This window comes from Aeromonas sp. ASNIH5 (assembly GCF_002902865.1).
Taxonomy (GTDB): domain Bacteria; phylum Pseudomonadota; class Gammaproteobacteria; order Enterobacterales; family Aeromonadaceae; genus Aeromonas; species Aeromonas caviae.
Genome location: NZ_CP026122.1, coordinates 3,237,964 through 3,262,500, shown reverse-complemented (window position 1 = coordinate 3,262,500; position 24,537 = coordinate 3,237,964). Strand labels below are relative to the sequence as shown.

Sequence of the window (24,537 nt, the reverse complement as noted above, 5' to 3'; positions counted from 1 at the left end):
ATCCCGTCAAGCAGGCCCGCCCTCTCAAGCCGGCCGAGATCGCCTTCCTGAAGACTTCGGCCGACAACTATGTGCTGCTCAAGGATGAATACCTGCAAGAGGCCTGACCCTGCAGCCACAAACAGGAAGCCCGGCATGATGCCGGGCTTCTCTTCTTATATAGCTATGTGACCATCAGACAGGATCAGTGGGCCTGATCCCAGTTGTCACCGGTGCCCGCTTCCACGACCAGCGGCACATCCAGTTCGGCCGCACCCGACATCTTCTCCTTGATGAGGGCGATGTACTCTTCCAGCTTCTCTTCGCGGATCTCGAACACCAGTTCATCGTGTACCTGCATCAACATGCGGATCGACTGGTCTTCAATGCCCCGGATCCAGCCATCCACGTTGATCATGGCCCGCTTGATGATGTCGGCAGCCGTACCCTGCATGGGGGCGTTGATGGCGGCCCGTTCGGCCGCCTTGCGCAGGCCCGCGTTGCGGGACTTGATATCCGGCAGATAGAGGCGACGGCCAAACAGGGTTTCGACATAGCCCTGGACGTCCGCCTGCTGGCGGGTACGCTCCATGTACTCCAGCACACCCGGGTAGCGTTCGAAGTAAAGATCCATGTACTTCTGCGCTTCGGCGCGACCGATCCCCAGCTGCTTGGCCAGACCGAAGGCACTCATGCCATAGATGAGACCAAAGTTGATCGCCTTGGCACTGCGGCGCATGTCGCTGGTCACCGCATCGAGCGCGACGCCGAATACCTCGGCGGCGGTCGCCTTGTGGATGTCCTTGCCCTCGGCGAAGGCGGTCAGCAACCCCTTGTCACCGGAGAGGTGGGCCATGATGCGCAGCTCGATCTGGGAGTAATCCGCCGCCACCAGCTTGTAACCGGCGCACGGAATGAAGGCCTGCCGAATACGGCGCCCCTGTTCGTTGCGTACCGGGATGTTCTGCAGGTTGGGATCGGTGGACGAGAGCCGACCGGTCGCCGCTACCGCCTGATGATAGGAGGTGTGCACCCGCCCGGTCTGCGGCTTGATCATCAGCGGCAGCTTGTCGGTGTAGGTGGACTTGAGCTTGGCCAGCCCACGGTGCTCCATCAGCAGTTGCGGCAGCTCATAGGTCTCCGCCAGCTCGGCCAGTACCTCTTCCGCAGTGGATGGCGCTCCCTTGGGGGTCTTTTTGATGATCGGCAGCCCCAGCTTGGTGAAGAGGATTTCACCCAGCTGCTTGGGCGAGGAGAGATTGAACTCCTGCCCGGCCAGCTCGTGGGCCTGCTTCTCCAGCTCTGCCAGACGCACTTCGATCTCCTGGCTCTGCTGATGCAGCAGCTTGGGCTCGATGGTGGTACCGAGTCGCTCCATCCGCGCCAGAACCGGCAGCAGCGGCAATTCGATCTCGCTGAATACCTTGGCAAGTCCCGGCTCGGCAGAGAGCTTGCCCCACAGCGCCTGATGCAGACGCAGGGTGATGTCGGCATCTTCCGCCGCATAAGGAGCAGCCTGCTCCAGTTCGATCTGGTTGAAGGTGAGCTGCTTGACCCCCTTGCCGGCAATGTCCTCGAACGAGATGGTCTCGACGTTCAGATACCTGCGGGCCAGGGAATCCATGTCGTGGCGGCTGGCGGTAGAGTTGAGCACATAGGATTCGAGCATGGTGTCGTAGGCGATACCCTGCAGCTCGATGCCGTGGTTGAGCAGCACGTTGTGATCGTACTTGAGGTTCTGCCCCACCTTGAGACGGGCCGGATCTTCCAGCAGCGGCTTGAGCTTGCCCAGCACCACGGCCTCGGTCAGCTGCACCGGCGCCCCCAGATAGTCGTGGCCGAAGGGCACGTAGGCCGCCTTGCCCGGCTCGATGGCAAAGGAGACGCCAACGACGCGCGCTTCCATATAGTCGAGACTGGTGGTCTCGGTGTCGAAGGCAAACAGCGGCGCCGCCTGCAACCGTGCCAGCCACTCATCGAATTCGGCCTCATCCAGGATGCAGCGATAGTCGGTTTCGATGGCGGCTGCCGGGGCGGCGCCTTCCTCATCACTTTCGGCTTCGCTCTCCTCAGCGCCACCGGACTCCAGCTCTTTGATCAGGTTGCGCAGCTCATACTCGCGATAGACCGCCAGCAGAGCCTCTTTGTCGATGGGGCCAAGCTGCAACTCTTCCAGGCTCTGCTCCAGCGCCACATCGGTCTTGATGGTGGCCAGCACATAGGAAAGGCGCACCTGCTCTTCCTGCTCGCGGAACTTGTCGGCGAACGCCTTGGAGCCACGGAAGCCGAGCGCAGCCACCTTGTCGAGGTTGGCGGCGATCTCGTCGATGCTGCCTATCCCCTGCAACAGAGCCAGTGCGGTCTTCTCGCCGACACCTGTCATGCCGGGAATGTTGTCCACCTTGTCCCCCATCAGCGCCAGGTAATCGATGATGAGCTCGGGCGGTACGCCGAACTTCTCGATCACCCCTTCCCGATCGGTCTTCACATCCTTCATGGTGTCGATCAGGGTGACATGGTCGGAGACCAGCTGCGCCATGTCCTTGTCGCCGGTGCTGATGAGCACAGGCAACTGTTTCTCGGTCGCCTGACGGGCCAGAGTGCCGATCACGTCGTCAGCCTCCACCCCTTCGACCATCAGGAAGGGGAAACCCATCGCCTTGATCATCTGGTGGATAGGGGCGACCTGGCTGCGCAGATCGTCCGGCATGCTGGCGCGTGTTGCCTTGTATTCGGGATAGATGTCGTCACGGAAGGTCTTGCCCTTGGCGTCGAACACCACGGCCACGTGGCAGTCAGGGTACTGCTTGCGAAGGCTGCGCATCATGTTGGCCATGACACGGACGGCGCCGCTAGGCAAGCCGGTCGAGGTGCGCAGATCGGCCTGCTGCGAGGCAAAGAAGGCGCGGTAAAGATATGAAGAGCCGTCGACCAGAATAAGAGGATTGCTAGAGGCCATGAAAATCGTCCTGCCAAGAATAAACAGCCGCTAGGATGCCACAGGGCCCGCACCACACCAAGGGGACTCCCACCATCACCCCGGCGCACCGGTGGGGCACATTGCTGTGGATAACTCTGTGCTCAAAAATGGCACCATTGCATCACGGCCGTGACAAATCTGTGGATTAAAACAAAAAATATCTTTTAAAACATTGCGTTGAGAACATGAAAACTCAACATGACACACTCATCATGATCTCGATCAATGTGGAAAAAAATTCAAGGGGGGTACTGAGGCAGGATCCAAAACGAAACAATCCTAGCACAGGGAGATGACTTGACCAGCGGAGGTCGAACGATAACCATACAAAAGTACAACAATCTACCCTGGCTCACATTTTCAACAACGAGGAGTCTGTCATGAAAAAAGTGGCCGTGATCTTGAGTGGTTGTGGCGTGTTTGACGGCGCCGAAATCCACGAGGCCGTCATCAGCCTGCTGGCGCTGGCCCGTCAGGGAGCATCCGTTCAATGCTTCGCCCCCAATGTCCCTCAGCTTCATGTCATCAATCACCTGACCGGCGAGGTCAGCGAGGGAGAGAACCGCAACGTGCTGGTCGAGGCGGCCCGCATCTGCCGCGGCCAGATCAGAGATGCGGCTGAACTGGATGCAGCCGACTTCGACGCCCTGCTGGTGCCGGGCGGCTTCGGCGCCGCCAAGAACCTGTGTGACTTCGCCATCAAGGGCGCAGAGTGCCGCATCCAGCCGGATGTGCTGAAGGCCTGCCAGAGCTTTGCCAGAGCCGGCAAACCGGCCGCCTACATCTGCATCGCACCGGCCATGATCCCGCTCATCTATGGGGCAGGCACCCTGGCCACCATTGGCAACGACGAGGGCGCCGCCAACGCCATCGAAGCCATGGGTGGCAGTCATCTCGACTGCCCGGTGAGCGAATTCGTGGTGGATCAGGAGCGCAAGGTCATCTCCACCCCTGCCTACATGCTGGCCAACAATATTGTGGAGGCGGCGGACGGCATCGAGAAGACCGTCAAACAGCTACTGGCACTCTGATTGCCCGGCAGACCAAAACAAGCGGGCCGCTCAAGGAGCGGCCCGCTTTCATTCCGGTCAGTCTAGACGGGATCAGATGGCATCGCCCATCTGGTCCATCTTGCCCAGCAGGGCACGCAGACGCTCTTGCCAGGCAACGTGCTCGTTGCGCAGTTGGTGGTTTTCGTCTTGCAGCTTGCTGTTCTGCTCTTTCAGCTCGTCCAGCTCCATCTTCAGCAAGGAGATGTTGTCGACGGCGGATTGTACTTTGGATTCGAGTTGCTCAAGGACTTCTAGTGACATATGCATACCTGTATGTTCAATTGCGATGCCCCACAGAGGGCGATTCAAGCGCGTGGAGCCAGCATACCCTGATGCGCTCGGCACAAACAAGCCAGCACGTTGCAAAATGCGCCCTGCGGCCCGGTATTGCTTAAATATGCGTCGGTTTTTCTCGCAGGCAGCAGGAACCTCGATCCCGGGCGTCCGCCGTGGCATAACCCGCCCTCCTGCCGATGCCGTCATCAGCCATGCAAGGCGATGAAGCCCCCCATCATCAGACAGGCCACGGCGTACATCAGCAGGCCGTAGAGCAGGTTCCAGCGCAGCAGCAGCCCGGCGCTCAGGTTGTAGCGGGACGCCAGCGCCAGATTGGAGCCGGAGAGCGGGCTCGTCCCGGTCGCCAGCCCCCACCCCATGAGGAAGCACATGCCAAGCAGGCTGGGATCCGGTGCCAGCGGCCAGAGCAGCGGCGCCACCCCCGAGATGCTGATGAGAGGATGCACGCCCACTATGGCCACCAGGAAGATCAGCAGCAGGGTCAGGCAGGCTTCCAGCCAGCCGAAGTGGTTGAACAGCGGCAGGCCGTGGCCACTGCCAAAGTCCAGTACTGACAGCGCGCTGTTGATGCCAGCCGCCAGCAGGCCGGCCCCCAGAAACAGCACAAGCTGGCCACCGATAGCCGGGAAGCGCTCCACCACCTGGCGCTTGAGAGCTGCCCCTCGCCCCGCTTGCGGCATGAACAGCAAGGCCAGCAAGGGCGCCACCAGGGCGATCACCGCCAGAATGCTGAGTCCGGGCCAGAAACGGTGGATCACCAGCACCAGCAGTGCCAGGGTCACCGGTAGCCCCAGGGTCTGGAGCCGCAGCGGATAGCCTTCAAAGGTCTCCACACCGAGTCGCTCTACCTGCCAGGCCGTCAGCCCCATGGCCAGCAAGGCCGCCAGTATGCCAAAAGGCAGTATGCTGCCCAGTTGCAGACCCGGTGCATAGGTGAGGGCCACCGCCATGGCGACGAAGAAGGGGGACCAAAACGCAGCCGCACAGAAGATCCGGCTCAGCACCATGACCTGACGCCGCTCCAGCGTCCCGTTGCGCTCCAGCCGATCGCCGATGATGAAGAGCACCGAAAGATTGATGACGGCCCCCAGCAGATTGAGGCTGGCCATGGTGCTCCACAGCCCCTTGCGACCGGACCAGGAGGCGGTGCCTGTCAAGAGGCCGGAGGTAGCCAGATTGAGGGTGCTCACTGCGGCAAACATGGTCAGCATGTTGATGTTCGGCAAGAGCCAGTCACCTGGGCTGAGGCTGGCCCCCCGCCACCAGGAAAAGAGCAGCAGCAGGAGCGCCGCGCCGTAGAGGGCCAGCGCCTGGCGCCGTGCGGCACCCACCAGCCAGGGCCAGGTGAGCAGGGAGGCGGCCCAGGCCGCGATGGCGGCGGGCCAGGGGGAGAAGTCCAGATAAAGGTGCAGCAGGTTGAGCAGCCACATCCCCAGGATCAGAAAGCCTGACCAGCGCTTGACCATACAACGGCCTCGGTCAGGGGATCAGAGGCACTGATCCATGTCCAGGGAAGGTTTGTCGCACTCGGGGCGGCCCACAATCCTGGCGGGCACGCCAGCGACCGTGGTGTGAGGCGGCACCGGGTTGATCACCACGCTGCCGGCACCGATCTTGGCACCGACGCCCACCTCGATGTTGCCGAGCACCTTGGCCCCCGCCCCTATCATCACCCCTTCCCGGATTTTGGGGTGACGATCGCCACTCTCCTTGCCGGTCCCCCCCAGAGTCACACTCTGAAGGATGGAGACGTCGTTCTCGATGACGGCGGTTTCGCCGACCACGATACCGGTGGCATGGTCAAACATGATGCCCTTGCCGATGCGGGCGGCCGGGTGTACATCCACGCCGAACACCACGGAGATCTGGTTTTGCAGATAGAGCGCCAGGGCACGGCGTCCCTGACGCCACAACCAGTTGGCCACCCGATACCCCTGAAGAGCATGGAATCCCTTGAGGTAGAGCAGCGGGGTGGAGAAGAGGTCGACCGCCGGGTCGCGATCCTGCACCGCGCAGATGTCGGCGGCCACTGCGGCCAGCAGCTCGGGCTCGCTGCGCAGGGCCAGCTCGATCACTTCCCGCAAGGCTATGGCAGGCATGGTGGTGCTGTCGAGCTTGTTGGCGAGCTGGAAGCTCAGCGCCGAGCGCAAATCCCGGTGATTGAGAATGGTGGAATGAAAGAAGCTGGCCAGCATGGGCTCCTGGGCCGCCATGCTCTGCGCTTCCTGCTGAATTTTTTGCCAGGTTCTGGCAACCAGATCATCCATGTTGCAGCCTACTGTTGTTCAGGGTGAGTGCTTTGTCGTTCTTTTGTCAGCACCGAGATGGGGTCCATGTGAATGATCACATCCATCCGCTCGAAGGCCTGGCGGACGGCCAGTTCAGCCTCGTCGGCTATCTGATGGGCCCTGACCAGAGGCAGTTGATCATCGAGTTCCAGATGCAACTGCACGAAACGGGTCGGCCCGGATTGGCGGGTACGCAGGTCATGTACGCCATGCACCCCCTCTACGGCGCAGCAGAGGGCCATTATTCTCGCTTGTTCCTCCTCTGGCAACTGACGATCGAGCAGGGCCTGTACCGATTCGTAACCGATATGGACGGCCCCCCACACCAGGAACAGACCGATCAGAATGGCAAACAGGCCGTCGGCCCAGTACCACCCCTGCCCCGCCAGCACCAGTGCTACCAGCACGCCGCCATTGAGCAGCAGGTCGGAACGGTAGTGCAGCATGTCGGCCTTGATGGCCACACTGTTGGTCTTGCGGATGACAAAGCCCTGGAAGCTCACCAGCAACAGGGTCAGCACGATGGAGCCGACGCTGACCCAGATCCCCGCCTCCAGGCGCACCACGGGCACCTGATTCAGCATCGACGAGATGCCGTGCATCACCAGCAGCAGGGCGGACCCCGAGATAAAGGCCGACTGCACCAGACCCGCCAGGGACTCCGCCTTGCCGTGGCCGAAGCGATGCTCTTCGTCGGCAGGTGCCAGCGCATAACGGATGGCCAGCAGATTGATGAGAGAGGCGCTGATGTCCATGAAGGAATCGGTCAGGGATGCCAGCAGGCTGGATGAATCCGTCATCAGCCAAGCGATCAGTTTGCCCAGGATGAGCAGGGTGGCGGTGGTCACAGCGGCCATGCTGGCCAGGGTAACCCAGCGGGAATAGTGTTGGTGGCTCAAAACCGGCTTTCCTCCGACGCGTAAAAACTTATTATACCCTGACCCGGACGTCAGTTTGGCGTGCAAAATCAACAGAGTGACTCCCAGATGAACAAAATACTCCTGGTCGACGACGATCTCGCACTGACCCAGCTGCTCACCGAAATCCTGACCCTGGAGGGGTTTGAGGTCACCGTCGCCGAGGATGGGGAAGAGGGATTGCAGCGACTGGCAGAACAGGCTTTCGACCTGGTGCTGCTGGACGTCATGATGCCCAGACTCAACGGTTTCGCCATGCTGACCCGGCTGCGCAAGACCCACGACACCCCGGTGTTGATGCTGACCGCCCGTGGCGACAGCCAGGATCGGGTCAACGGGCTGGAGGCCGGTGCCGACGACTATCTCGCCAAGCCGTTCGACGACAGGGAACTGCTGGCCCGGGTGCGTGCCATCCTGCGTCGGACCCAGAGCCAGGCTCCCCAGCGCGGAGCCCCGGACGAGCTGAGATTCATGGATCTGGTGCTGCAGCCCGGCCTGCAACAGGCTCGCTGCGACGATCAGTTGCTGGAGCTCACTGCCACCGAGTTCGGCCTGCTGGAGTGCCTGCTGCGCAATCCGGGCCAGATCGTCAGCAAGGGCCTGCTCTCCGAGCAGGTGCTGGGCAAGAAGCTCGAACCTTTCGATCGGGCCATCGACATGCACCTGAGCAACCTGCGCAAGAAGCTGCCGGAGCGGGCTGACGGCCAGCCCCGCTTCAAGACGGTGCGGGGACGAGGCTACCTGTGGCTGGAGCAGGCATGAAATCGGCCCGCACCTTCAACGGTCTTTCCACCCAGATCTTCCTCTGGTTCTGGTTCATCCTGCTGCTGGTCGTGGCTGCGGTGGTGATCCTCCCCACCCTGGACCCCCGCAATATCATCCCGCTGCCGGCCCACGAGGTCACCCGTCTCAACAACAACCTGGCGGCGCTGCAACGGGGCGCGGATCCCGAGCAGGATTTCGATCTGGCCAAGGCCATCGATGCCGCGGGCCTCTTGCCGGTGGACAACATCTATCTACGCGATGCCAAGGGGCAGATGCAGTCCAGCACCCGGCTGAGCAAGTTCGTGATCCGTTTCATGCTCGACTCGGACAACCCGGCCAAGCCCATGCTGGGCAGCGAACACCAGCGCGCCATCGCCGGCCCCTTCCAGATGGTCCATCACGGCCAGACCTATCACGTCTATTTCGGTCTGAACGTCGAAAACTCCTACCTGTTCCTCTTCATCCAGATCCTGGATCACCCCATCCAGATCCTGGGCATCGCCATGCTGGTCAGCACCCCGCTCTGTCTGTTGCTCGCCTGGCGCCTGACCCGCCCCATACTGCAGTTGCAGCAGTCGGTCTCCCAACTCGCCCAGGGCAACCTGGAAATACAGATCCCCAACCTGGGTCGGCGCGACGAGATAGGCCAGCTGGCCGAACATGTCAGTCGCATGGTCGACACCCTCAAGGACATGATCCAGAAGCAGAAGCAGTTGCTCTCCGACATCTCCCACGAGCTGCGCAGCCCCCTGACCCGCATCCAGCTCGCACAGGCGCTGATCCGCCGCAAGCAGGGGGACAGCGCCGAGCTGGCGCGCATCGAAGGGGAGATAGCCCGGCTCGACAAGCTGATAGGGGATCTGCTGGATCTGTCGCGGGTGCAGCAACATGTGGAAGCGCCGGTGACGCTGCCCCTGGCGGAGCTGCTGGAGCCCATCCTGGACGATGCCATGTTCGAGGCAAACCAGAACGGCAAACAGCTCAGGCTCCCTTCCCTGCCCGCCGAATCCCTCACCATGTGGCCGGAGCTGCTGGCGCGCGCCCTGGAAAATCCCCTGCGCAACGCCCTCAAGTATGCCCGCGAGTTCATCAAGGTGGACTGGTACCGGGAGGGACGGGAATGGGTGATGACCATACGGGATGACGGCCCGGGCGTGCCGGTGGAGCAGCAGCCCCGGTTGTTCCTGCCCTTCTTTCGGGTGGACGATGCCCGCAACGCCAAGACCGGGGGCACTGGTCTCGGCCTTGCCATCGCCGCCGAGGCGATCCAGCGTCATGGGGGGACCATCCGGGCCAGCAGCAATCAGCCGACCGGACTGGTCATCACCATCCGTCTGCCCATGCCCTGACCTCCCCCTTTTCATCGGCACGGGTGCTGGGTATGCTGGCGCCCGTTTCGCACCAGCCCAGGATCCTTCCATGCTCGATATCGTGCTCTACCAACCGGAAATCCCCCCCAACACCGGCAACATCATTCGCCTCTGCGCCAATACCGGCTACCGGTTGCACCTGATAGAGCCCCTGGGGTTCGAGTGGGATGACAAACGGGTCAAGCGGGCCGGGCTCGACTATCACGAGTTTGCCGACGTCAAGCGCTGGCCTGACTATGAGGCGTTTCTGACGGCCGTCGCCCCCCAACGGGTCTTTGCCTGCACCACCAAGGGACGCACCGCCCACTCGGCGGCCCGGTTTGCCCCCGGTGACGCCCTGCTGTTCGGGCCCGAGAGCCGAGGCCTGCCCATGGAGATCATCGAGAGCCTGCCATTCGAGCAGCGGCTGCGCATTCCCATGCTGCCCCAGAGCCGCAGCATGAATCTGGCCAACGCCGTCGCGGTGTTCGTCTACGAGAGCTGGCGACAGTTCGACTATTCAGGCTCGCTCTGACCGCTGACGATATTGGCAAGACGGCCAGGATTCAGACTGACTGCGCCGTCCCCTGCCCCGCCAGCAGCCGTCCATCACGCTCCAGTCGCCAGCAGAGCCAGCCCAGCGTCAGGCCACGACCGGCCATCAAGGCACTCATGGCGGCCCACAGGGCCGCCACACCCCATCCCTGGCAGAACCACCAGATGGGAAAGAAGCCGGCAAACACCGCCACCAGCATGCTGTTGCGCATCTCCCGGGCCCGGGTGGCGCCGATAAAGACCCCGTCCAGCAGGAAGCACCAGACCGCCAGCAGCGGCATGGCCACCAGCCAGGGGAGCTGACGTTGCGCCTCGGCGATCACCGCCGGTATGTCGGTAATGTGGCGGATGAGCCAGTGTCCCCCCAGGGCAAACGAGAGGGTGAATGCCAGGGCGATCAGCAGCGCCCAGCCCAGATTGAGGACGATGGCCTCCCGCAGCAGCGGCCTATCACGCCGCCCGATGGCGCGCCCTACCATGGCTTCCACCGCATAGGCAAATCCATCCAGCCCGTAGGAAATCAGCATCAGGAAATTGAGCAGCACCGCATTGGCGGCCACCGCCACATCCCCCAGCCTGGCCCCCTGCAGAGTCATGAACACGAAGCAGAGTTGCAGGCAGAGGGAGCGGATGAAAATATCCCGGTTCAGGGCGAGCAGCCGCAGCAGGGCCGGCCACTGGCGCCAGCGCTGCCAGGCGTTGTGCCACACCCCGGGATCAAGTCGGCGCAGATGCCGGCTCACCAGCCAGAACCCCACCCCGAGCGTGCTGTAATCCGCCAGCAGGGAAGCTGCGGCCACCCCTTTCACCTGCCAGCCCAATCCCAGCACGAACCAGGCATCCAGCACCATGTTGACGAGATTGCCCAGGATCAGCAGCAGCATGGGACTGCGTGCATCCTGCATGCCCAGCAACCACCCCATGATGACCAGATTGCACAAGGCCGCCGGGGCGCTCCAGACCCGCACCGACACATATTGACCGGCATAGGTCTGTACCTCGGAAGAGCCGCCGCCGAGGGCGATGATGGCAGGCAGGAACGGCAACAACAGGAGCAACAGCACCATGCCCAGTCCGATCGCCAAGCCCAGGGCCCGCGCCAGGGTGTCGAGCTGCCCTTCGGCATGGGCTGCACCCTGAGCCTGGGCAGTCAGCCCTGTGGTGGACATGCGCAGGAAGCCAAGCAGCCAGAACAGCAGATTGATGAAGGTCGCACCGACCGACACGCCCCCCAGAAACCAGGCCTGGCCAAGATGACCGATCACCCAGGTGTCCACCAACCCCAGCAAGGGCGTGGTGACGTTGGAGAACACCATGGGCAGGGCCAGGGCGAAGACGGCTCTGTGGCGGCGAGGATCCTTCAGCCAGGCGGGAATCAGCATGGTGCGCGCCGGGATCACTCGCCAGCCAGCCGCACGATGCGCGCGAAGTCGGCCACCATGGCCTGCATGTCCACGTGGAGCACCTCACCCGGTGCCACTTTGGGTCGGAAGGTGGCCACCAGCTTCCCCTCGGGGTTGATCAGCACGATGGAGGCGGAGTGGTCGATCAGGTAGTCCTTGCGATTCCCTTCCACGATGGAATAGACCAGCCCCAGATTGCGGACCAGAGGAAAGAGGGCACTGTGAGGTGCTGTCGCCGCCTTGAACTCGGGCTCGAAGAAGGCGGTATAGCTTTTCAGGCGGGCGCTGTCATCCCGCTGGGGATCCGCCGAGATGAATACCACCTGGCTAGTGGGGGCTATCTTCTTCAACGCCGGATAGACGCTGCGCAGATCCGCCAGCGTGGTCGGACAGACATCCGGGCAGTAGGTGTAGCCGATGAACAGAAAGCTCCAGTGTCCCGTCAGGTTGGCAGGGGTAAAGGGCTGTGCATCCGCATCCGTGAGGGTAAACGGGTTGATGTCTCGCCCCGCCGGGTAGTAATCGGCCTGTTCCGGCACCGCGGGCTGACTCCAGTAATAAGCCGCCGCAATGGCGCCGATGAACAGCAAAAGCAGCAGGTAAAAGCGTGGTTTAACCATATAAAACAAAGCCTTGCTTATGTTAGAAGCCCTAGGGGCAAAACCGGTAGGGGTCATTGTAACCCGCCCGCCCCCGCCGCTGGCTAGTCTTGCATCCCGGCGGGAAAGCGTCTGTGCCATGGATCAGCCGCATCGGCGCCAAAACAAGAGCCCCGCTCTGGCGGGGCTCTTGTCTGTACAGGAAGAGGGATCAGGGCCGCAGCCTGTGCTGCGGCTGGGCACGTCTCAGGGGGACGCGCAGCGGGATGACGGGGGCAGTCCAGGGCTCATCCGGCAATCCGATGTCGTGATGACGGCGAAACAGACGAACCAGGCGGACAATCTTGTCTTTGGGGCACCCAAGCCAGATGGTCCAACCATCTCCCTTGTGATAGACCCAGAGCGCATAGAACCATGTCATCCGACTGCCCTTGATGAATCGGGTGATGGAAGATGCGGGCGCTGCGGCCGGCACCGGATCCCACGGCGAGCTTGAAGCCATACCTGTCCTCCTTGCTCAACAGGTCACGCTGACGGGTCTCTTTGTCCCCAACGACGAACCAACCACGGCAGCGTACTGACTGTACGAGTCCCCAGTCTGAGGCGACTCTCCCTTCTGCGCACCGACCCGGCGATCATGCATCCCTGCCATGGCGTACTGCCCGGTGCGACTCCCCCTTCCCTGATCACCGACCATGACAGGGGCCTTATCAAAGGATATATCCGAAATGCATGTCGTGCGGCGAGACTGTGCGCACAGGAAGGAGAAGCGAAAAGGTGGGGAGGGAGATGCCATCGGCAGATGAAAATGAAGAGGCCTCCCGCAGGAGGCCTCTTCATCGCATCGGATGCTTACATCCAGTCGGCGTTGCGGATCACGCCGACCGCCAGGCCCTCTATGGTGAGGTGCTGACTGGCGAGATCCACCTCGATGGGGGAGAGTTCTTCGTTTTCCGGCAGCAGCCACACCTGGCTGCCCTTGCGCTGGAAGCGCTTGACGGTGACGTCTTCATCGAGACGCGCCACCACCACCTGGCCGTTGCGCACCTCCTGGGTCTTGTGTACCGCCAGCAGGTCCCCGTCCATGATGCCGATGTTCTTCATGCTCATGCCCTGCACCCGCAGCAGGAAGTCTGCCCGCGGGTGGAACAGGGCGGGATCCACCTGGTAGTGGCTCTCGATGTGTTCCTGGGCCAGGATGGGTTCCCCGGCCGCCACCTTGCCAATCAGTGGCAGGCCGTTTTCTTCAGGCTGCACGTCCTCTTCTTCGAGCAGCAGACGAATGCCGCGGGACGTACCCGGCATGATCTCGATGACCCCTTTTTTGGCCAGGGCCTTCAGATGTTCTTCGGCCGCGTTGGCCGACTTGAAGCCAAGCTTCTGGGCAATCTCGGCGCGAGTCGGCGGCATGCCGGTCTCGTTCATGTTCGCCTTGATGAGCTCGAGTACTTCAGCCTGGCGAGGGGTAAGGGGTTTCATAGCATGGGCACCTGTCTTTTTATACAGCACACTGGCAGTATATACAGTGCTGGAGCCAAGGCAAGGCGCAACTGGCATTTGTCGCGACCCGACGCACATTTGTCCCTCCCCCCGCTCTGAAGTGCCGACTCATCGTACCTCTCGGCGACAAGCAGCCGGTGATTTGCTATGCTCACGCCGCATTTTTTTGGAGAGCAGACGCACATGTCCCTTGGACAGAAGATTTCCAGAGCCATCCTGCAATGGCCGGTCAGCGGCTTGGTCAATCACAAGAGCCTGCCGGAAAACCCCATCACCGAGCTCAAGCTGGATCCGGCCAGACCCATCGTCTATGCCCTGAAGACCAGCTCGATCACCGACCTGATGACCCTGCAACAGTGCTGCGAGGATCTCGGCCTGCCCGGCCCCTTCACGCCGCTGGAGCTGAACGGTCAGCTGCTGCCACGCTACGTCTGTCTGGACCGTCCGCCTCCCCTGTTCGGCACGCGCAACAAGCCGCTCCCCTTCCTGCAGGAGTTCCACCAGCTGCTGGACCTGCACAAGCAGGATCCGGCGCTGGACATCCAGGTAGTACCCGTCACCCTGTTCTGGGGCCGCGCCCCGGGCCGGGAAGGCGAGGAGGCCTCCGGCTGGAACATCATCAGCAGCCTGGCGCCAAACCGCCTGAAGAAGGCGCTGATCGTGATCCTGAAAGGGCGCGAGAACCTGGTGCGCTTCTCCCCGCCCCTCTCCCTGCGCTACATGGCGGACAAGCACGGCACCGACGAGGCCATCGCCCACAAGCTGGCGCGGGTGGCCCGCACCCACTTCAGCCGCCAACAGCTGGCCGCCACCGGACCCAAGTTGCCGAACCGCAACCTGCTGTTCAAGCAACTGCTGGATTCGAGCGTGATCCAGCAGGCCATCGAGGAGGAGGCCAGACGGGAAGGGATCAGCCTGGAGAAGGCGCAAAAGCGTGCCCACGGCTACATGGACGAGATCGCCTCCAATTTTTCCTATCGGTTGATCCGCCTCGGCGAAAGCTTCCTCGGCTGGCTGTGGAACAAGCTCTATCGCGGCCTCTCGGTCAACGGAGCAGAGCAGGTGCGTCAGCTGGCCCAGGAAGGGCATGAGATCGTCTACGTCCCCTGCCATCGCAGCCACATGGATTACCTGCTGCTCTCCTACGTCATCTACCACCAGGGCATGGTGCCACCCCACATCGCGGCGGGCATCAACCTCAACTTCTGGCCGGCGGGCCCCATCTTCCGCCACGGCGGCGCCTTCTTCATCCGCCGCACCTTCAAGGGCAATCCGCTCTACAGCACGGTATTCCGGGAGTACCTCAACCTGCTGTTTGCCAAGGGCTACTCGGTGGAGTTCTTCACCGAGGGCGGGCGTTCGCGTACCGGTCGCCTGCTGCCCCCCAAGACCGGCATGCTGGCCATGACCCTGCAGGCCATGATGCGCGGGCTGGACAGGCCGGTCACCCTAGTCCCCGTCTACCTCGGCTACGAGCACGTGATGGAGGTGAATACCTACCACAACGAACTCAAGGGGAGCCGCAAGGAGAAGGAGAGCTTCCTGCAGGTGCTCGGCATCCTGCGCAAGCTGCGCAACTATGGCCGTGGCTTCGTCAATTTCGGCGAACCGCTGACCCTCAACAGCTACCTCGGCGAACACGTGCCCACCTGGAAGGAGAGCATCGGCCGGGAGGAGCGTCCCGAGTGGATGGCCTCCACCGTCAACCAGCTGGCCGAGCTGCTGATGACCCGCATCAACGATGCCGCCGCCGTCAACGGCCTGACCCTGAGTGCCCTGGCCCTGCTGGCCGCCGAGCGCCACGCCCTGACCCGGGACGAACTCCAGGCCCAGCTCAACACCTATCTGGACCTGCTCAAGCAGGTGCCCTACAGCCCGCACAGCACCATGCCGGACGAGGACGCCAGGACCCTGCTGGAGCAGGCCATGGAGCTCAACAAGTTCGAGGTGAGCGAGGACAAGCTGGGCCAGATCATCAGCCTGGACCGCTATCAGGCGATCCTGCTCACCTACTACCGCAACAACATACTGCACCTGTTCGCCATGCCCTCCCTGGTGGCGGCCCTGATCGAGCGGTGTGAGGGGATCTCCCGCAGCGAGATCGTCGCCCGCTGTGTCGACATCTACCCCCTGCTCAAGACCGAACTCTTCCTGCGCTATGAAGAGGACGAGCTGCCTGAACTGATCGATGCCCTGCTGGCCGAGCTGTTGCGCCAGCAACTGGTCGAGGCACGCGACGGCGGCTACTGGGTCAACCCCGGCAACCAGATGCGCCTGCTGCTCTTGGCCGAAAGCATCCAGGAGACCCTGCAGCGCTACGCCATCGTGCTGACCCGCATGCTGGCCCAGCCCCACATCGAGGCGGAGCAGCTGGAAGCGGACGGTCTGATGATGGCGGAACGCCTCGGCACCCTGCACGGCATCAACGCCCCCGAGTTCTTCGACCAGAAGCTGTTCAGCACCCTGATCCACACCCTGCGCAGCGAAGGCTATCTGGATCCGGGCTGCAAACCGGATCTCGGCCGCTTCCAGGCATTGGCCGACAACATAGTGCCGCTGCTCAGCAACAAGATCCGCCGCACCATCCAGGCGGGCAACCGGCTCTGAGGCGTCGACATCCAACAAAAAGGCCGCATCATGCGCAATGCTGTTCACTTAAGCGGAGCCGCATTGCGATTTACCGGAAAACGGGTCTTTGATATCTTCACCGCCCTGGGTCTCGATGGCCTGGGGCGTTTTTCTATGAACATGACGCCTATGCAGCCCCGCAACTCCGCCAACCTCCGTGGCGTATGGGCTGGCGATAACGCGCCCGCCATCACTGCCATCTGGTTCGCGATGAACTGACAGGCAAACTTAAAGCTCACCTCATTGGGCGCTCGCTGATGGGCTACGGCGGCCTGGCTGGCCTCCCGCCTGACCAGATTGTATCCAAGCAGCAATCCCCACAGCTCCTGATAGACCAAGTCCACTTTCTTGCTTCTCAGCGTGATGGCGTTGTGCTGCATCGCGCTTTTGATATCCCGGTATCCCAGCTCGATTTCCCAGCGCTCGTGGTACAGGGTCGCCACCTGAGCTGCACTGAATCGCGCCACGGGCAGGGAGGTAAAGACCGTTTTCTCCTTGCCTGCCACCTCATAGGTCACTGCGCGAACTTGCCAGTGTGTCGGCAACGCCGGGTTTTTCTTGCGAGCCTGAGGCGAGACCGTCATTTGCAACAGACGGTCACCGTCGCCATAGCGCTCAAGTTCCGTGTATACCAGCCCCTTGCGTTCCGGGATGAGCCAGTGACGGTCGGTGTCTTCGGCCTGAATACGCAGCAACAGGTCGGCACCGAAGAAGCCTTTATCCAGCAGGGTCACTGACTTGTCCGGCAATGAGTGAATGAACTCGCTGGCCAGGGGGATTTCCCCTTTGCGGTACGGGCTGATGGCCGCGTTGGCAATGACATGCGAGCGGACATTCATGAGCGTGACCAACCGCAGCATCGGGTAGGGTGTCTGCCGGTTGGTTGAGGTGTTACCCGAGCCGAAATGTGCTCTGAGTTCAGGCATATCCTGGGTTCGGAACAGGGCCCCATCGATGGCAAAGACCTGTAAACCGTGCCAATGGTCTTCAGGATAACGTTCCCGCCCCCACACATCGGCGCACTGTTTGAACAGCCACTCGAGCGGCTGTTTGCCGAGTCGCTGACGGGCCTGAGACAGGGCACTGTCCGCGAGCAAGGCATCATTGGCCAACCCTTCTGCACAGATGTTGAGGCGCCGAGCGACCTCGGAGATGGGCTCATTGCGGAAAAAGGCCATCCCCACGACGAGCCACAAGACCATATCAGAAGGTAAGCGGCGTCGGCGGATAGTGGCCTTTTCAGACAAGGCGGCAGCGGCAGTAATCCATTCGTCGGGAATATGGTCGGCAAAAATGGCCAGCCGAGCCAGCATGTCGCCAGATGCCTCAACAACATCGTTCAGATCGTTTGCAATAGACATAAAAAAATCCGGAACCAGTGATTGGTTCCGGATTGTCCTACAGCAGAAGGATCGGTCAATGGATCCTTAACTGATCAGCATTGCGCATCATGCGGCCTTTTTTTCATCAAGGAAGGGGGGCGGGTTAGAGGTAGTGAACCATCACCCCGAGCAGCACCAGCGCCCCCACGTAGTTGTTGTTGAGGAAGGCCTGGAAGCAGGCTTCCCGCTGCCGCTCCCGGATCAGTCGCTGCTGGTAGACGAACAGCGCCGCCGCCCCCAGCAGTCCCCAGTAATAACCTGACCCCAACCCCATCAGCTGCCCGACCCCCAGCAGGATCAGCAGGGTCGCCAGTTGCAGCGCGCCGATGATCCGCTTGTCGTGACGGCCGAACAGGATGGCGCTCGATTTCAGGCCGAGCTTGAGGTCGTCATCCCTGTCCACCATGGCGTACTCGGTGTCATAGGCGATGGTCCACAGCAGGTTCGCAAGAAACAACAGCCAGGCTTCCGGCGGCAGGGCATTGGCCTGGGCCGCGTAGGCCATGGGAATGGACCAGGAGAAGGCCATGCCGAGCACCAGCTGGGGGATGGGGATGAAGCGCTTCATGAAGGGGTAGCAGACCGCCAACAGCAGACCGGCAAAGGACAGGCTGATGGTGAGCGGGTTCAACGTCAGCACCAGGGCGAACGAGAGAAGCGCCAGCACGGCAAACAGCACCAGCACTTCCCGCTCGGCGACCCGCCCCATGGGCAGCGGTCGCCCGGCGGTGCGTTTCACATGACCGTCGAAGTTGCGATCCGCATAGTCATTGATGACACAGCCGGCGGAGCGCATCAGGAAGACGCCCACCACGAACACGGTCAGGATCCAGGGGTCAGGCAGGCCACCAGCCGCCAGACAGAGCGCCCACAGGGTCGGCCACAGCAGCAGCAGGGTACCGATGGGCTTGTCGATGCGGGCCAACTGCGCATAGGCCAGTCCCCGCTCCTTGGTTAACAGCTTCACTCCAGCTCCTTATCCGATGGCAACGAATGAGACGATAGCGAGGGCAGGAAAAGTTCATGGACCAGCAGTGGCCATTGCCCCAGAAACAGGCGGGAACGACGCCCCCAGACGGTGGCGGCCGGACACCAGGGATTGCTCGCTATCTCGAAACAGGCCAGTTGCAGGTGATCCCGCCGCGCCGGTGCATCACCGAAAATGCGCTCTCCCAGCGGCTGCTCTCCCAGATCCTGCAAACCGCCCCCCTGCAAGGCCGCTTCGGCAAACAGGGTCCAACCCAGGATGGCAGGCCCGCCATCACCGTGCAGGATCACCTCGCGGCACATGCCCACGGGGGCCGACACCGCCACCAGTGCCTGCTCGTCCACCGTCAGCGACACGGCGCGATTGCCGAGCAGTTGCACCGAGAGGTGATGATTGTAACGACGCAGGCGCCGGGTCATGGAATCGGCCTCCAGCAACCAGGGACGCAGCGCCTCGGGCGGTTCGCACTCTGCAGGCGCCCGCCACGGGACGAGCTGGACGAGGGGAACAGTCAACTCGGACTTCACAGCTTCACCATCCGGAGATTTCCGTTGTCAGGTTAAAAACCGGTTTATTATCCGTAAATCAATGGCGAATTGTAAGAACATCCGTGCTTGACGGCCCCGATGGCAGCATCAAAAATGGGGCATCCGTCGCTGCCGAGCCATCCAGATGAAGATCTTCAGAATTCTGCTGCTGTCCCTGGGGTGTACCCTCTTGAATACACAGGCCTTCGCCAATGAGGAAGAGGCCACCGATCCCGCCTCCTCCGCCGTCCAGCCGGGATTCGCCTATCACGCTCTGGATCCGGACATCATCACCAACTACCTTGGCGACGGCAAAACCCTCGGCTATGTACGGGTGACGGTAGAGCTGATGGCCACGGACGCTGCCGACCTCAAGTTGCTGGAGCAGCACGACCCCCTGATCCGCGACGCCATCATCCGGCTGATTGGCAGCAAGACGGGCGCACAGATCAAGTCCCTGGTGAACCGGGAAGAGCTGCGCAAGGAGTGTGAGGCCAAGGTCAACGAACTGCTGATCAAGGAGACGGGCAAGAAGGCGGTCCGCGAGCTCATCTTCACCAAATACCTGTACCAGTAACCACACCGGGAGGGGTCCTGCCCCTCTCACCCGTTGCATTCACTGTCGAGGACGTCATGGGTCACAAGACGCTGTGTGAGTGGCGCCGTCACGAGATCCCCGCCGATCTCAAGACGCTGCGCAAGATTGTGCGCAAACCCAAATTCGTGTGTGGCAAGTGTGCCCGCAGCGCCAATGACAAGGATTACCTGTGCCAGCCGCTGCGGCTGAAACATAAGGAAGGGTAGGTCCCTCTTCTCACGAAGAGATTCACGCAAGATTTCAGAAGAGAGAGGAAGGCTGATTTATTGATCAGTCCAGCCATGGCGACCCTGTTCCAACAGGCGACGGGCCTGCACGTCGTTGGGACAAACGCCGCGATACTCCTCTCCCGACCGTCCTGCCAGATAGAGATGCTCGGGTCGGCAATACCAGGCCAGCCCCTTCTGGCGACCCAGCTCCCAAAGAGCAACGTCCACTTTTTCCCCGCACTGGGTCTGGTGAAATGCCACCCGATCGCCAGCAAAACCGAGCTTGCCGTCCGCCTCTCCCACGTCGCTCCACACCTTCTCGCAAGGGTCGTCGGAGTTGGAAACACAGCCCCCGAGCAGGGCGGCACAAAACATGATGACGAGTGAGCGCATATTCATCCTTGGCGTCGTTGGAATCGTTGTTGAGCCGCTGCCTGCCTCGTACAGCGTCATTTGAGCAGTTCATTCTAACCAGCCCGCCCCGTTCTCACCAAGGGCTGCCCCCCTCGCCACACAAAAAATCGGGCGGGCACCAGGCCCGCCCTCAGGCGTTACAGGGAGTCACTGATCGTCGAGAGGGTCATAGTCCTGCCAGCTCTCGTCATCCAGCTCCTCCAGCTCGTCTTCCCAGGATTCCGGCTCCCAGTCATCATCGAGATCGAAATCAGGCGTCTGCGTACCCATGCTCATTCTCCTTGGATAGTGCACCGGCCTACAAAGTCTATCCAGAATAATGGTGCTCGCCAGTGGTTCCGCTCAGAGCTTGACCAGGGTGCAGCCAGCCACCTGGAGTCATGGCTCCGGTGGCATCCACGCTCTGCTCCAACCCGGTGACAGACCGGGCGAACACGTCGGCTGGCAGTGCCCGCGCAGGGCGACGGTGCACCAACCTGGCCTTCGGTCACAACGCCTTGAACATGCTTGCCTCGCCCTGTCGTGGCATCGCTCGTCAGGTGCTCTGGCGCTTTTGCAATTGAAAATCCAGGGCGAGGCTCATGCCGGCCACCTCCTCGCCCGCCAGTTGGCGCAGGATCAGCTCCGCCGCCTCCCTGCCCATCTGGTGATAGGGGATCCTGACCGAAGTCAGCGCAGGATGACAGGCGCGCGCCACATCCAGATCGTCGAAACCGGCGATGGCGAGCTTGCCCGGCACGCTCAGATGGCGGCGCTGGCATTCGAACAGCACCCCGGCCGCCAGCTCGTCGTTGACGCAGATCAGCGCATCCAGTTCGGGCCAGCGCAGCAGAAACTCCCCCAGCATGGCCGCCCCCGTGCTAAAACTCGGCAGCTCAGAGGTATTGATGATGGCGTCCGGGGAGAGGTAGTTGTCCAGCAGCGCCTTCTGCCAGCCCTGCATGCGCTGCTGCAGCATCCACTGCTCCTGGCGGGCACAGAGAAAGCCGATGTTGCGATGACCGCGCTCGATGAGGTGGCGGGTCAGCTGATAACCGGCATCGAAGTTGGAGACCCCGACGTTCATGTCGATGGGATGGCGCGCCATGGCTCCCACCTCCACCACCGGCAAGCGAGCCGCCTGCAGGCGCTGCCGGATGACCTCCCCGGGATCCCCCCCAAACAACACCACGGCGGCCGGATTGTGCTGCAGGAAATTGCTGAGCAGGCTGGCCTCCTGCTGCCTCAGGTGCTGGGCATCCCCCAGCATGATCTGATAGCCCTCGGCGAGCAGGGTCTGCTGCAGCCCGGCAATCATGTCACCGCAGGCGCGCTCCGCCAGGCTGGGGACGATGACCACTATGGTCTGGGAAGTGGCGGAAGCCAGCGCCCCCGCCGCCCGATTGGGGATATAGCCGAGTTCATCCACCGCCGCCTCGATGCGCTCGCGCATCTTGTCGGACACCAGCTCGGGGGTGCGCAGGGCGCGCGACACCGTCATGGCTCCCACGCCAGCCAACTGGGCCACGTCGTTGAGGGTCACCCGACCCGTGCTGCGGCGTTTTTTCGCTTCTGACATCCTTTCCCTTCCTCGGCATACGGGCATTCACTTTAAGGCAAAAGCGGGGCACTGACTATTTGCTCAAACCGGATTTTACCTTCTTTGAGGCCGATAAGGGGCAGGATGAATCCCTCCTGTGAGAGAAATGATAGCGCTATCACAGATCAATGTTAGCGCTATCTGGTAGCGCTAACTTTCGAGATCAAGCTCACAGTTATCAAGGGGCAAGATCGCTAGATTGGCGCCATCCTATCCAGCCCGGACACTGCCATGCTGACCCAATTGCTGACCGAGGAGGTCATTTCCATCGAAGCGGGCGCCCGCGACTGGCGCCACGCCATCGAGCTGGCCACCGCCCCCCTGCTTGCCAACGGCACCATAGAGCCCTCCTATGTGGCGGCGCTCTATCGCTCCCACGAGGAGCTCGGCCCCTACTACGTGCTGGGCCCGGGCCTGGCCATGCCCCACGCCCGCCCGGAAGACGGCGTCAACCGGTTGGGACTGGCGCTGACCGTACTGAAAGAGGGGGTCAACTTCGGCTCCGAGGGCAACGACCCGGTGCGGCTGCTGGTCACCCTGGCCGCCAGCGACAGCAACTCCCACGTGGAGACCATCGCCCAGCTGGCCGAGCTGTTCATGAATGAAGAAGACGTGGCGGCCATCATGGCGGCCACCAGCAAAGACGACATCCTGCGCATCCTGGCGCGCTACTGATCTGCGCCACGGCGCACCTGACAGAGGAAGAGAGCATGAAAATTCTGGTTGTATGCGGACACGGCCTGGGCACCAGCCTCATGATGGAGATGAGCATCAAGAGCATTCTCAAGGAGCTGGCCGTGACGGCCGAGGTGGATCACCGGGATCTCGCCTCCGCCGGCAGTGAGAGCGCCGAGATCTTTGTCGCCACCCGCGACATCGCCGAACAGCTGGTCAGCATGGGTGTCAACGGTCGGCTGGTATCGCTGGACAACATGGTCGACAAGGCCGCCATGAAAGAAAAACTCGCCATCGCCCTGCGCGAGCTGGGCGCACTCTAACCCCTTTGTGACTGTCTGGGCGGCTGGTGAGCCGCCGCTTCCATCTGCTTGGAGCTGACCATGGAATTTTTCAATTTTCTGATGTTTGACGTGCTGTCGGAGCCGGCCGTGCTGGTTGGCCTCATCGCCCTCATCGGCCTGATCGCCCAGAAGAAACCGGTGACCGAGTGCATCAAGGGCACGGTCAAGACCATCATGGGCTTCGTCATCCTGGGGGCTGGCGCCACCCTGGTGGTGAACTCGCTGGGCGACTTCGCCACCATCTTCCAGCACGCCTTCGGCATCAAGGGGGTCGTCCCCAACAACGAGGCGATCGTCTCCATCGCCCAGCAGTCGTTCGGCAAGGAGATGGCGATGATCATGTTCTTCGCCATGCTGGTGAACATCCTGATCGCCCGGCTCACCCCGTGGAAATTCATCTTCCTGACCGGTCACCACACCCTGTTCATGTCGATGATGGTGGCAGCCATCCTCTCCGCCGGCGGCATGAGCGGCATCCCGCTCATCGCGGTCGGCAGCCTGGTAGTCGGTGTGACCATGGTGCTGTTCCCGGCCCTCGCCCACCCCTACATGAAGCAGATCACCGGCTCCGATGACGTGGCACTCGGCCACTTCTCCACCTGCTCCTACGTGCTGGCCGGCTGGATCGGCGCCAAATTCGGCAACAAGGCCCACAGCAGCGAAGAGGTGCAGGTGCCCAAGAGCCTGCTGTTCCTGCGCGATACCCCGGTGGCCATCTCCTTCACCATGGGCATCATCTTCCTCATCACCTCCGCCTTCGCCGGGCCCGAGTTCGTCGCCAGCGTCGCCAAGGGCAAGCACTGGTTCATGTTCTCCCTGATGCAGTCCATCACCTTCGCCGCCGGGGTCTACGTGATCCTGCAGGGGGTACGGATGGTCATCGCCGAAATCGTGCCGGCCTTCAAGGGGATCTCCGACAAGCTGGTGCCCAACGCCAAGCCGGCGCTGGACTGCCCCATCGTCTTCCCCTACGCCCCCAATGCGGTGCTGATCGGCTTCCTGTCGAGCTTCGCCGCCGGTCTGGTGGGCATGGTGCTGCTCTACCTGCTGGGGCTCACCGTCATCATTCCGGGCGTGGTGCCGCACTTCTTCGTCGGCGCGGCAGCCGGGGTGTTCGGCAATGCCACCGGCGGCCGTCGCGGCGCTCTACTAGGTGCCTTCGCCAACGGCCTGCTGATCACCTTCCTGCCGGTGTTCCTGCTGCCGGTACTGGGAGATCTGGGCTTTGCCAACACCACCTTCAGCGATGCCGACTTCGGTGTGGTGGGGATCCTGCTCGGCCTCATCGTACGCTGATCACTCTTGCTCATCGGGGGCATGGCCAGCGGTGCCATGCCCCCGCTCATCTTCCCGCACTGCCAGCCGGGCCCCACCAGCCCGAACAACGTCGAAAATATGTGCAAACACAGTGCGTTGGATCGGATTTTCACCCCATAGCGGCAGCATCTGACAGGGGAGTGCGATATGCTGATGCGCTGACGTTCAACCCGACCTCGCTCGAGGCCCTTT

At 62.0% G+C, this 24,537-nt stretch carries 26 protein-coding genes (1 of these 26 only partly in view); 11 read left to right on the top strand and 15 right to left on the bottom strand.

Annotated features, from left to right (window positions below):
* Positions 1 to 107: the 3' end of a gamma carbonic anhydrase family protein gene (locus tag C2U30_RS15255; protein WP_103244715.1), read on the top strand. Its footprint begins 433 nt before the window's first position; only the last 107 of its 540 coding nucleotides appear in the window; its start codon lies beyond the left edge, outside the window; the stop codon is at positions 105 to 107.
* Between the two features lie 77 nt (positions 108 to 184).
* Here C2U30_RS15255 and polA read toward each other — a convergent pair whose 3' ends face one another.
* Positions 185 to 2,938 carry a DNA polymerase I gene (gene polA, locus C2U30_RS15250; RefSeq protein ID WP_103244039.1) on the bottom strand — a complete coding sequence of 918 codons (2,754 nt, stop codon included), beginning with the start codon at positions 2,936 to 2,938 and terminating at the stop codon, positions 185 to 187.
* Between the two features lie 401 nt (positions 2,939 to 3,339).
* Between polA and elbB the strand changes: the two genes are divergently transcribed.
* Positions 3,340 to 3,990 carry an isoprenoid biosynthesis glyoxalase ElbB gene (elbB, locus tag C2U30_RS15245; RefSeq protein WP_103244038.1) on the top strand — a complete coding sequence of 217 codons (651 nt, stop codon included), beginning with the start codon at positions 3,340 to 3,342 and terminating at the stop codon, positions 3,988 to 3,990.
* 72 nt (positions 3,991 to 4,062) lie between these two features.
* On the opposite strand, the gene C2U30_RS22795 is transcribed toward elbB, so the two are convergent.
* The 4 genes from C2U30_RS22795 to fieF form a co-directional block, all read right to left on the bottom strand.
* Positions 4,063 to 4,272: a cell division protein ZapB gene (locus tag C2U30_RS22795; protein ID WP_010672454.1), complete on the bottom strand. Its 210-nt coding sequence runs from the start codon at positions 4,270 to 4,272 to the stop codon at positions 4,063 to 4,065.
* A gap of 221 nt (positions 4,273 to 4,493) precedes the next feature.
* On the bottom strand, positions 4,494 to 5,774 hold the full coding sequence (locus C2U30_RS15235; RefSeq protein WP_010672453.1) for a hypothetical protein: 1,281 nt from the start codon (positions 5,772 to 5,774) through the stop codon (positions 4,494 to 4,496).
* Positions 5,775 to 5,795: 21 nt separating this feature from the next.
* Positions 5,796 to 6,575: a serine O-acetyltransferase gene (cysE, locus tag C2U30_RS15230; protein WP_010672452.1), complete on the bottom strand. Its 780-nt coding sequence runs from the start codon at positions 6,573 to 6,575 to the stop codon at positions 5,796 to 5,798.
* A gap of 8 nt (positions 6,576 to 6,583) precedes the next feature.
* On the bottom strand, positions 6,584 to 7,495 hold the full coding sequence (gene fieF, locus C2U30_RS15225; protein ID WP_043155671.1) for a cation efflux pump FieF: 912 nt from the start codon (positions 7,493 to 7,495) through the stop codon (positions 6,584 to 6,586).
* A gap of 87 nt (positions 7,496 to 7,582) precedes the next feature.
* On the opposite strand from fieF, the gene C2U30_RS15220 reads away from it, so the two are divergent.
* The 3 genes from C2U30_RS15220 to trmL all read left to right on the top strand — a co-directional run bounded on the left by C2U30_RS15220 (position 7,583) and on the right by trmL (position 10,162).
* A complete protein-coding gene (locus tag C2U30_RS15220; RefSeq protein ID WP_103244037.1) occupies positions 7,583 to 8,275 on the top strand; it encodes a response regulator in 693 nt (230 codons plus the stop codon).
* Complete coding sequence (locus C2U30_RS15215) at positions 8,272 to 9,627, top strand: ATP-binding protein (protein WP_103244036.1); 1,356 nt, start codon at positions 8,272 to 8,274, stop codon at positions 9,625 to 9,627. The genes C2U30_RS15220 and C2U30_RS15215 overlap by 4 nt, the downstream gene beginning before the upstream one ends.
* A 70-nt stretch (positions 9,628 to 9,697) precedes the next feature.
* A complete protein-coding gene (trmL, locus tag C2U30_RS15210) occupies positions 9,698 to 10,162 on the top strand; it encodes a tRNA (uridine(34)/cytosine(34)/5-carboxymethylaminomethyluridine(34)-2'-O)-methyltransferase TrmL (RefSeq protein WP_103244035.1) in 465 nt (154 codons plus the stop codon).
* Between the two features lie 31 nt (positions 10,163 to 10,193).
* Here the strand turns inward: trmL and dinF are convergent, their stop codons facing one another.
* The 4 genes from dinF to lexA form a co-directional block, all read right to left on the bottom strand.
* Positions 10,194 to 11,564 (bottom strand): MATE family efflux transporter DinF, encoded by a 1,371-nt coding sequence (dinF, locus tag C2U30_RS15205; RefSeq protein ID WP_103244714.1) that lies wholly within the window; start codon positions 11,562 to 11,564, stop codon positions 10,194 to 10,196.
* Between the two features lie 14 nt (positions 11,565 to 11,578).
* A complete protein-coding gene (locus tag C2U30_RS15200) occupies positions 11,579 to 12,205 on the bottom strand; it encodes an SCO family protein (RefSeq protein ID WP_103244034.1) in 627 nt (208 codons plus the stop codon).
* A gap of 190 nt (positions 12,206 to 12,395) precedes the next feature.
* Positions 12,396 to 12,686, bottom strand: coding sequence for a hypothetical protein (locus tag C2U30_RS15195; RefSeq protein ID WP_010672445.1), 291 nt, complete (start codon positions 12,684 to 12,686; stop codon positions 12,396 to 12,398).
* A 350-nt stretch (positions 12,687 to 13,036) separates the two neighbouring features.
* The gene (gene lexA / locus C2U30_RS15190; RefSeq protein WP_010672444.1) at positions 13,037 to 13,663 is read right to left on the bottom strand and encodes a transcriptional repressor LexA; all 627 of its coding nucleotides are present in this window, start codon (positions 13,661 to 13,663) and stop codon (positions 13,037 to 13,039) included.
* 204 nt (positions 13,664 to 13,867) lie between these two features.
* Here lexA and plsB point away from each other — a divergent pair, with 204 nt between their 5' ends.
* On the top strand, positions 13,868 to 16,291 hold the full coding sequence (gene plsB, locus C2U30_RS15185; RefSeq protein ID WP_010672443.1) for a glycerol-3-phosphate 1-O-acyltransferase PlsB: 2,424 nt from the start codon (positions 13,868 to 13,870) through the stop codon (positions 16,289 to 16,291).
* Positions 16,292 to 16,335: 44 nt separating this feature from the next.
* On the opposite strand, the gene C2U30_RS15180 is transcribed toward plsB, so the two are convergent.
* From C2U30_RS15180 to C2U30_RS15170, 3 genes are all read right to left on the bottom strand, one after another.
* Complete coding sequence (locus tag C2U30_RS15180) at positions 16,336 to 17,673, bottom strand: IS4-like element ISAeme15 family transposase (protein ID WP_041205253.1); 1,338 nt, start codon at positions 17,671 to 17,673, stop codon at positions 16,336 to 16,338.
* Positions 17,674 to 17,797: 124 nt separating this feature from the next.
* Positions 17,798 to 18,661 (bottom strand): 4-hydroxybenzoate octaprenyltransferase, encoded by an 864-nt coding sequence (gene ubiA / locus C2U30_RS15175; protein WP_010672442.1) that lies wholly within the window; start codon positions 18,659 to 18,661, stop codon positions 17,798 to 17,800.
* Positions 18,658 to 19,209 (bottom strand): chorismate--pyruvate lyase family protein, encoded by a 552-nt coding sequence (locus C2U30_RS15170; RefSeq protein ID WP_029313450.1) that lies wholly within the window; start codon positions 19,207 to 19,209, stop codon positions 18,658 to 18,660. The genes ubiA and C2U30_RS15170 overlap by 4 nt, the downstream gene beginning before the upstream one ends.
* A 145-nt stretch (positions 19,210 to 19,354) precedes the next feature.
* Here C2U30_RS15170 and C2U30_RS15165 point away from each other — a divergent pair, with 145 nt between their 5' ends.
* On the top strand, positions 19,355 to 19,786 hold the full coding sequence (locus C2U30_RS15165; RefSeq protein ID WP_103244033.1) for a flagellar basal body-associated protein FliL: 432 nt from the start codon (positions 19,355 to 19,357) through the stop codon (positions 19,784 to 19,786).
* Positions 19,787 to 19,842: 56 nt separating this feature from the next.
* Entirely contained in the window at positions 19,843 to 20,013 is a 171-nt protein-coding gene (locus tag C2U30_RS15160) for a hypothetical protein (RefSeq protein WP_010672439.1), read from the top strand.
* A 57-nt stretch (positions 20,014 to 20,070) separates the two neighbouring features.
* Here the strand turns inward: C2U30_RS15160 and C2U30_RS15155 are convergent, their stop codons facing one another.
* The 3 genes from C2U30_RS15155 to C2U30_RS15145 all read right to left on the bottom strand — a co-directional run bounded on the left by C2U30_RS15155 (position 20,071) and on the right by C2U30_RS15145 (position 21,988).
* A complete protein-coding gene (locus C2U30_RS15155) occupies positions 20,071 to 20,415 on the bottom strand; it encodes a DUF2799 domain-containing protein (protein WP_080988608.1) in 345 nt (114 codons plus the stop codon).
* Positions 20,416 to 20,577: 162 nt separating this feature from the next.
* Positions 20,578 to 20,700 carry a hypothetical protein gene (locus C2U30_RS23055; RefSeq protein WP_010672437.1) on the bottom strand — a complete coding sequence of 41 codons (123 nt, stop codon included), beginning with the start codon at positions 20,698 to 20,700 and terminating at the stop codon, positions 20,578 to 20,580.
* 265 nt (positions 20,701 to 20,965) lie between these two features.
* The gene (locus C2U30_RS15145) at positions 20,966 to 21,988 is read right to left on the bottom strand and encodes a LacI family DNA-binding transcriptional regulator (protein WP_069651471.1); all 1,023 of its coding nucleotides are present in this window, start codon (positions 21,986 to 21,988) and stop codon (positions 20,966 to 20,968) included.
* A 252-nt stretch (positions 21,989 to 22,240) separates the two neighbouring features.
* Here C2U30_RS15145 and C2U30_RS15140 point away from each other — a divergent pair, with 252 nt between their 5' ends.
* From C2U30_RS15140 to C2U30_RS15130, 3 genes are read left to right on the top strand one after another with little or no spacing between them, the layout of a single operon-like run.
* Positions 22,241 to 22,684: a PTS sugar transporter subunit IIA gene (locus C2U30_RS15140; RefSeq protein ID WP_005307534.1), complete on the top strand. Its 444-nt coding sequence runs from the start codon at positions 22,241 to 22,243 to the stop codon at positions 22,682 to 22,684.
* 35 nt (positions 22,685 to 22,719) lie between these two features.
* Positions 22,720 to 23,007, top strand: a complete 288-nt coding sequence (locus C2U30_RS15135) for a PTS sugar transporter subunit IIB (RefSeq protein ID WP_042879175.1) — start codon at positions 22,720 to 22,722, stop codon at positions 23,005 to 23,007.
* A gap of 60 nt (positions 23,008 to 23,067) precedes the next feature.
* A complete protein-coding gene (locus C2U30_RS15130) occupies positions 23,068 to 24,324 on the top strand; it encodes a PTS ascorbate transporter subunit IIC (protein WP_011704190.1) in 1,257 nt (418 codons plus the stop codon).
* Positions 24,325 to 24,537: the final 213 nt, after the last annotated feature.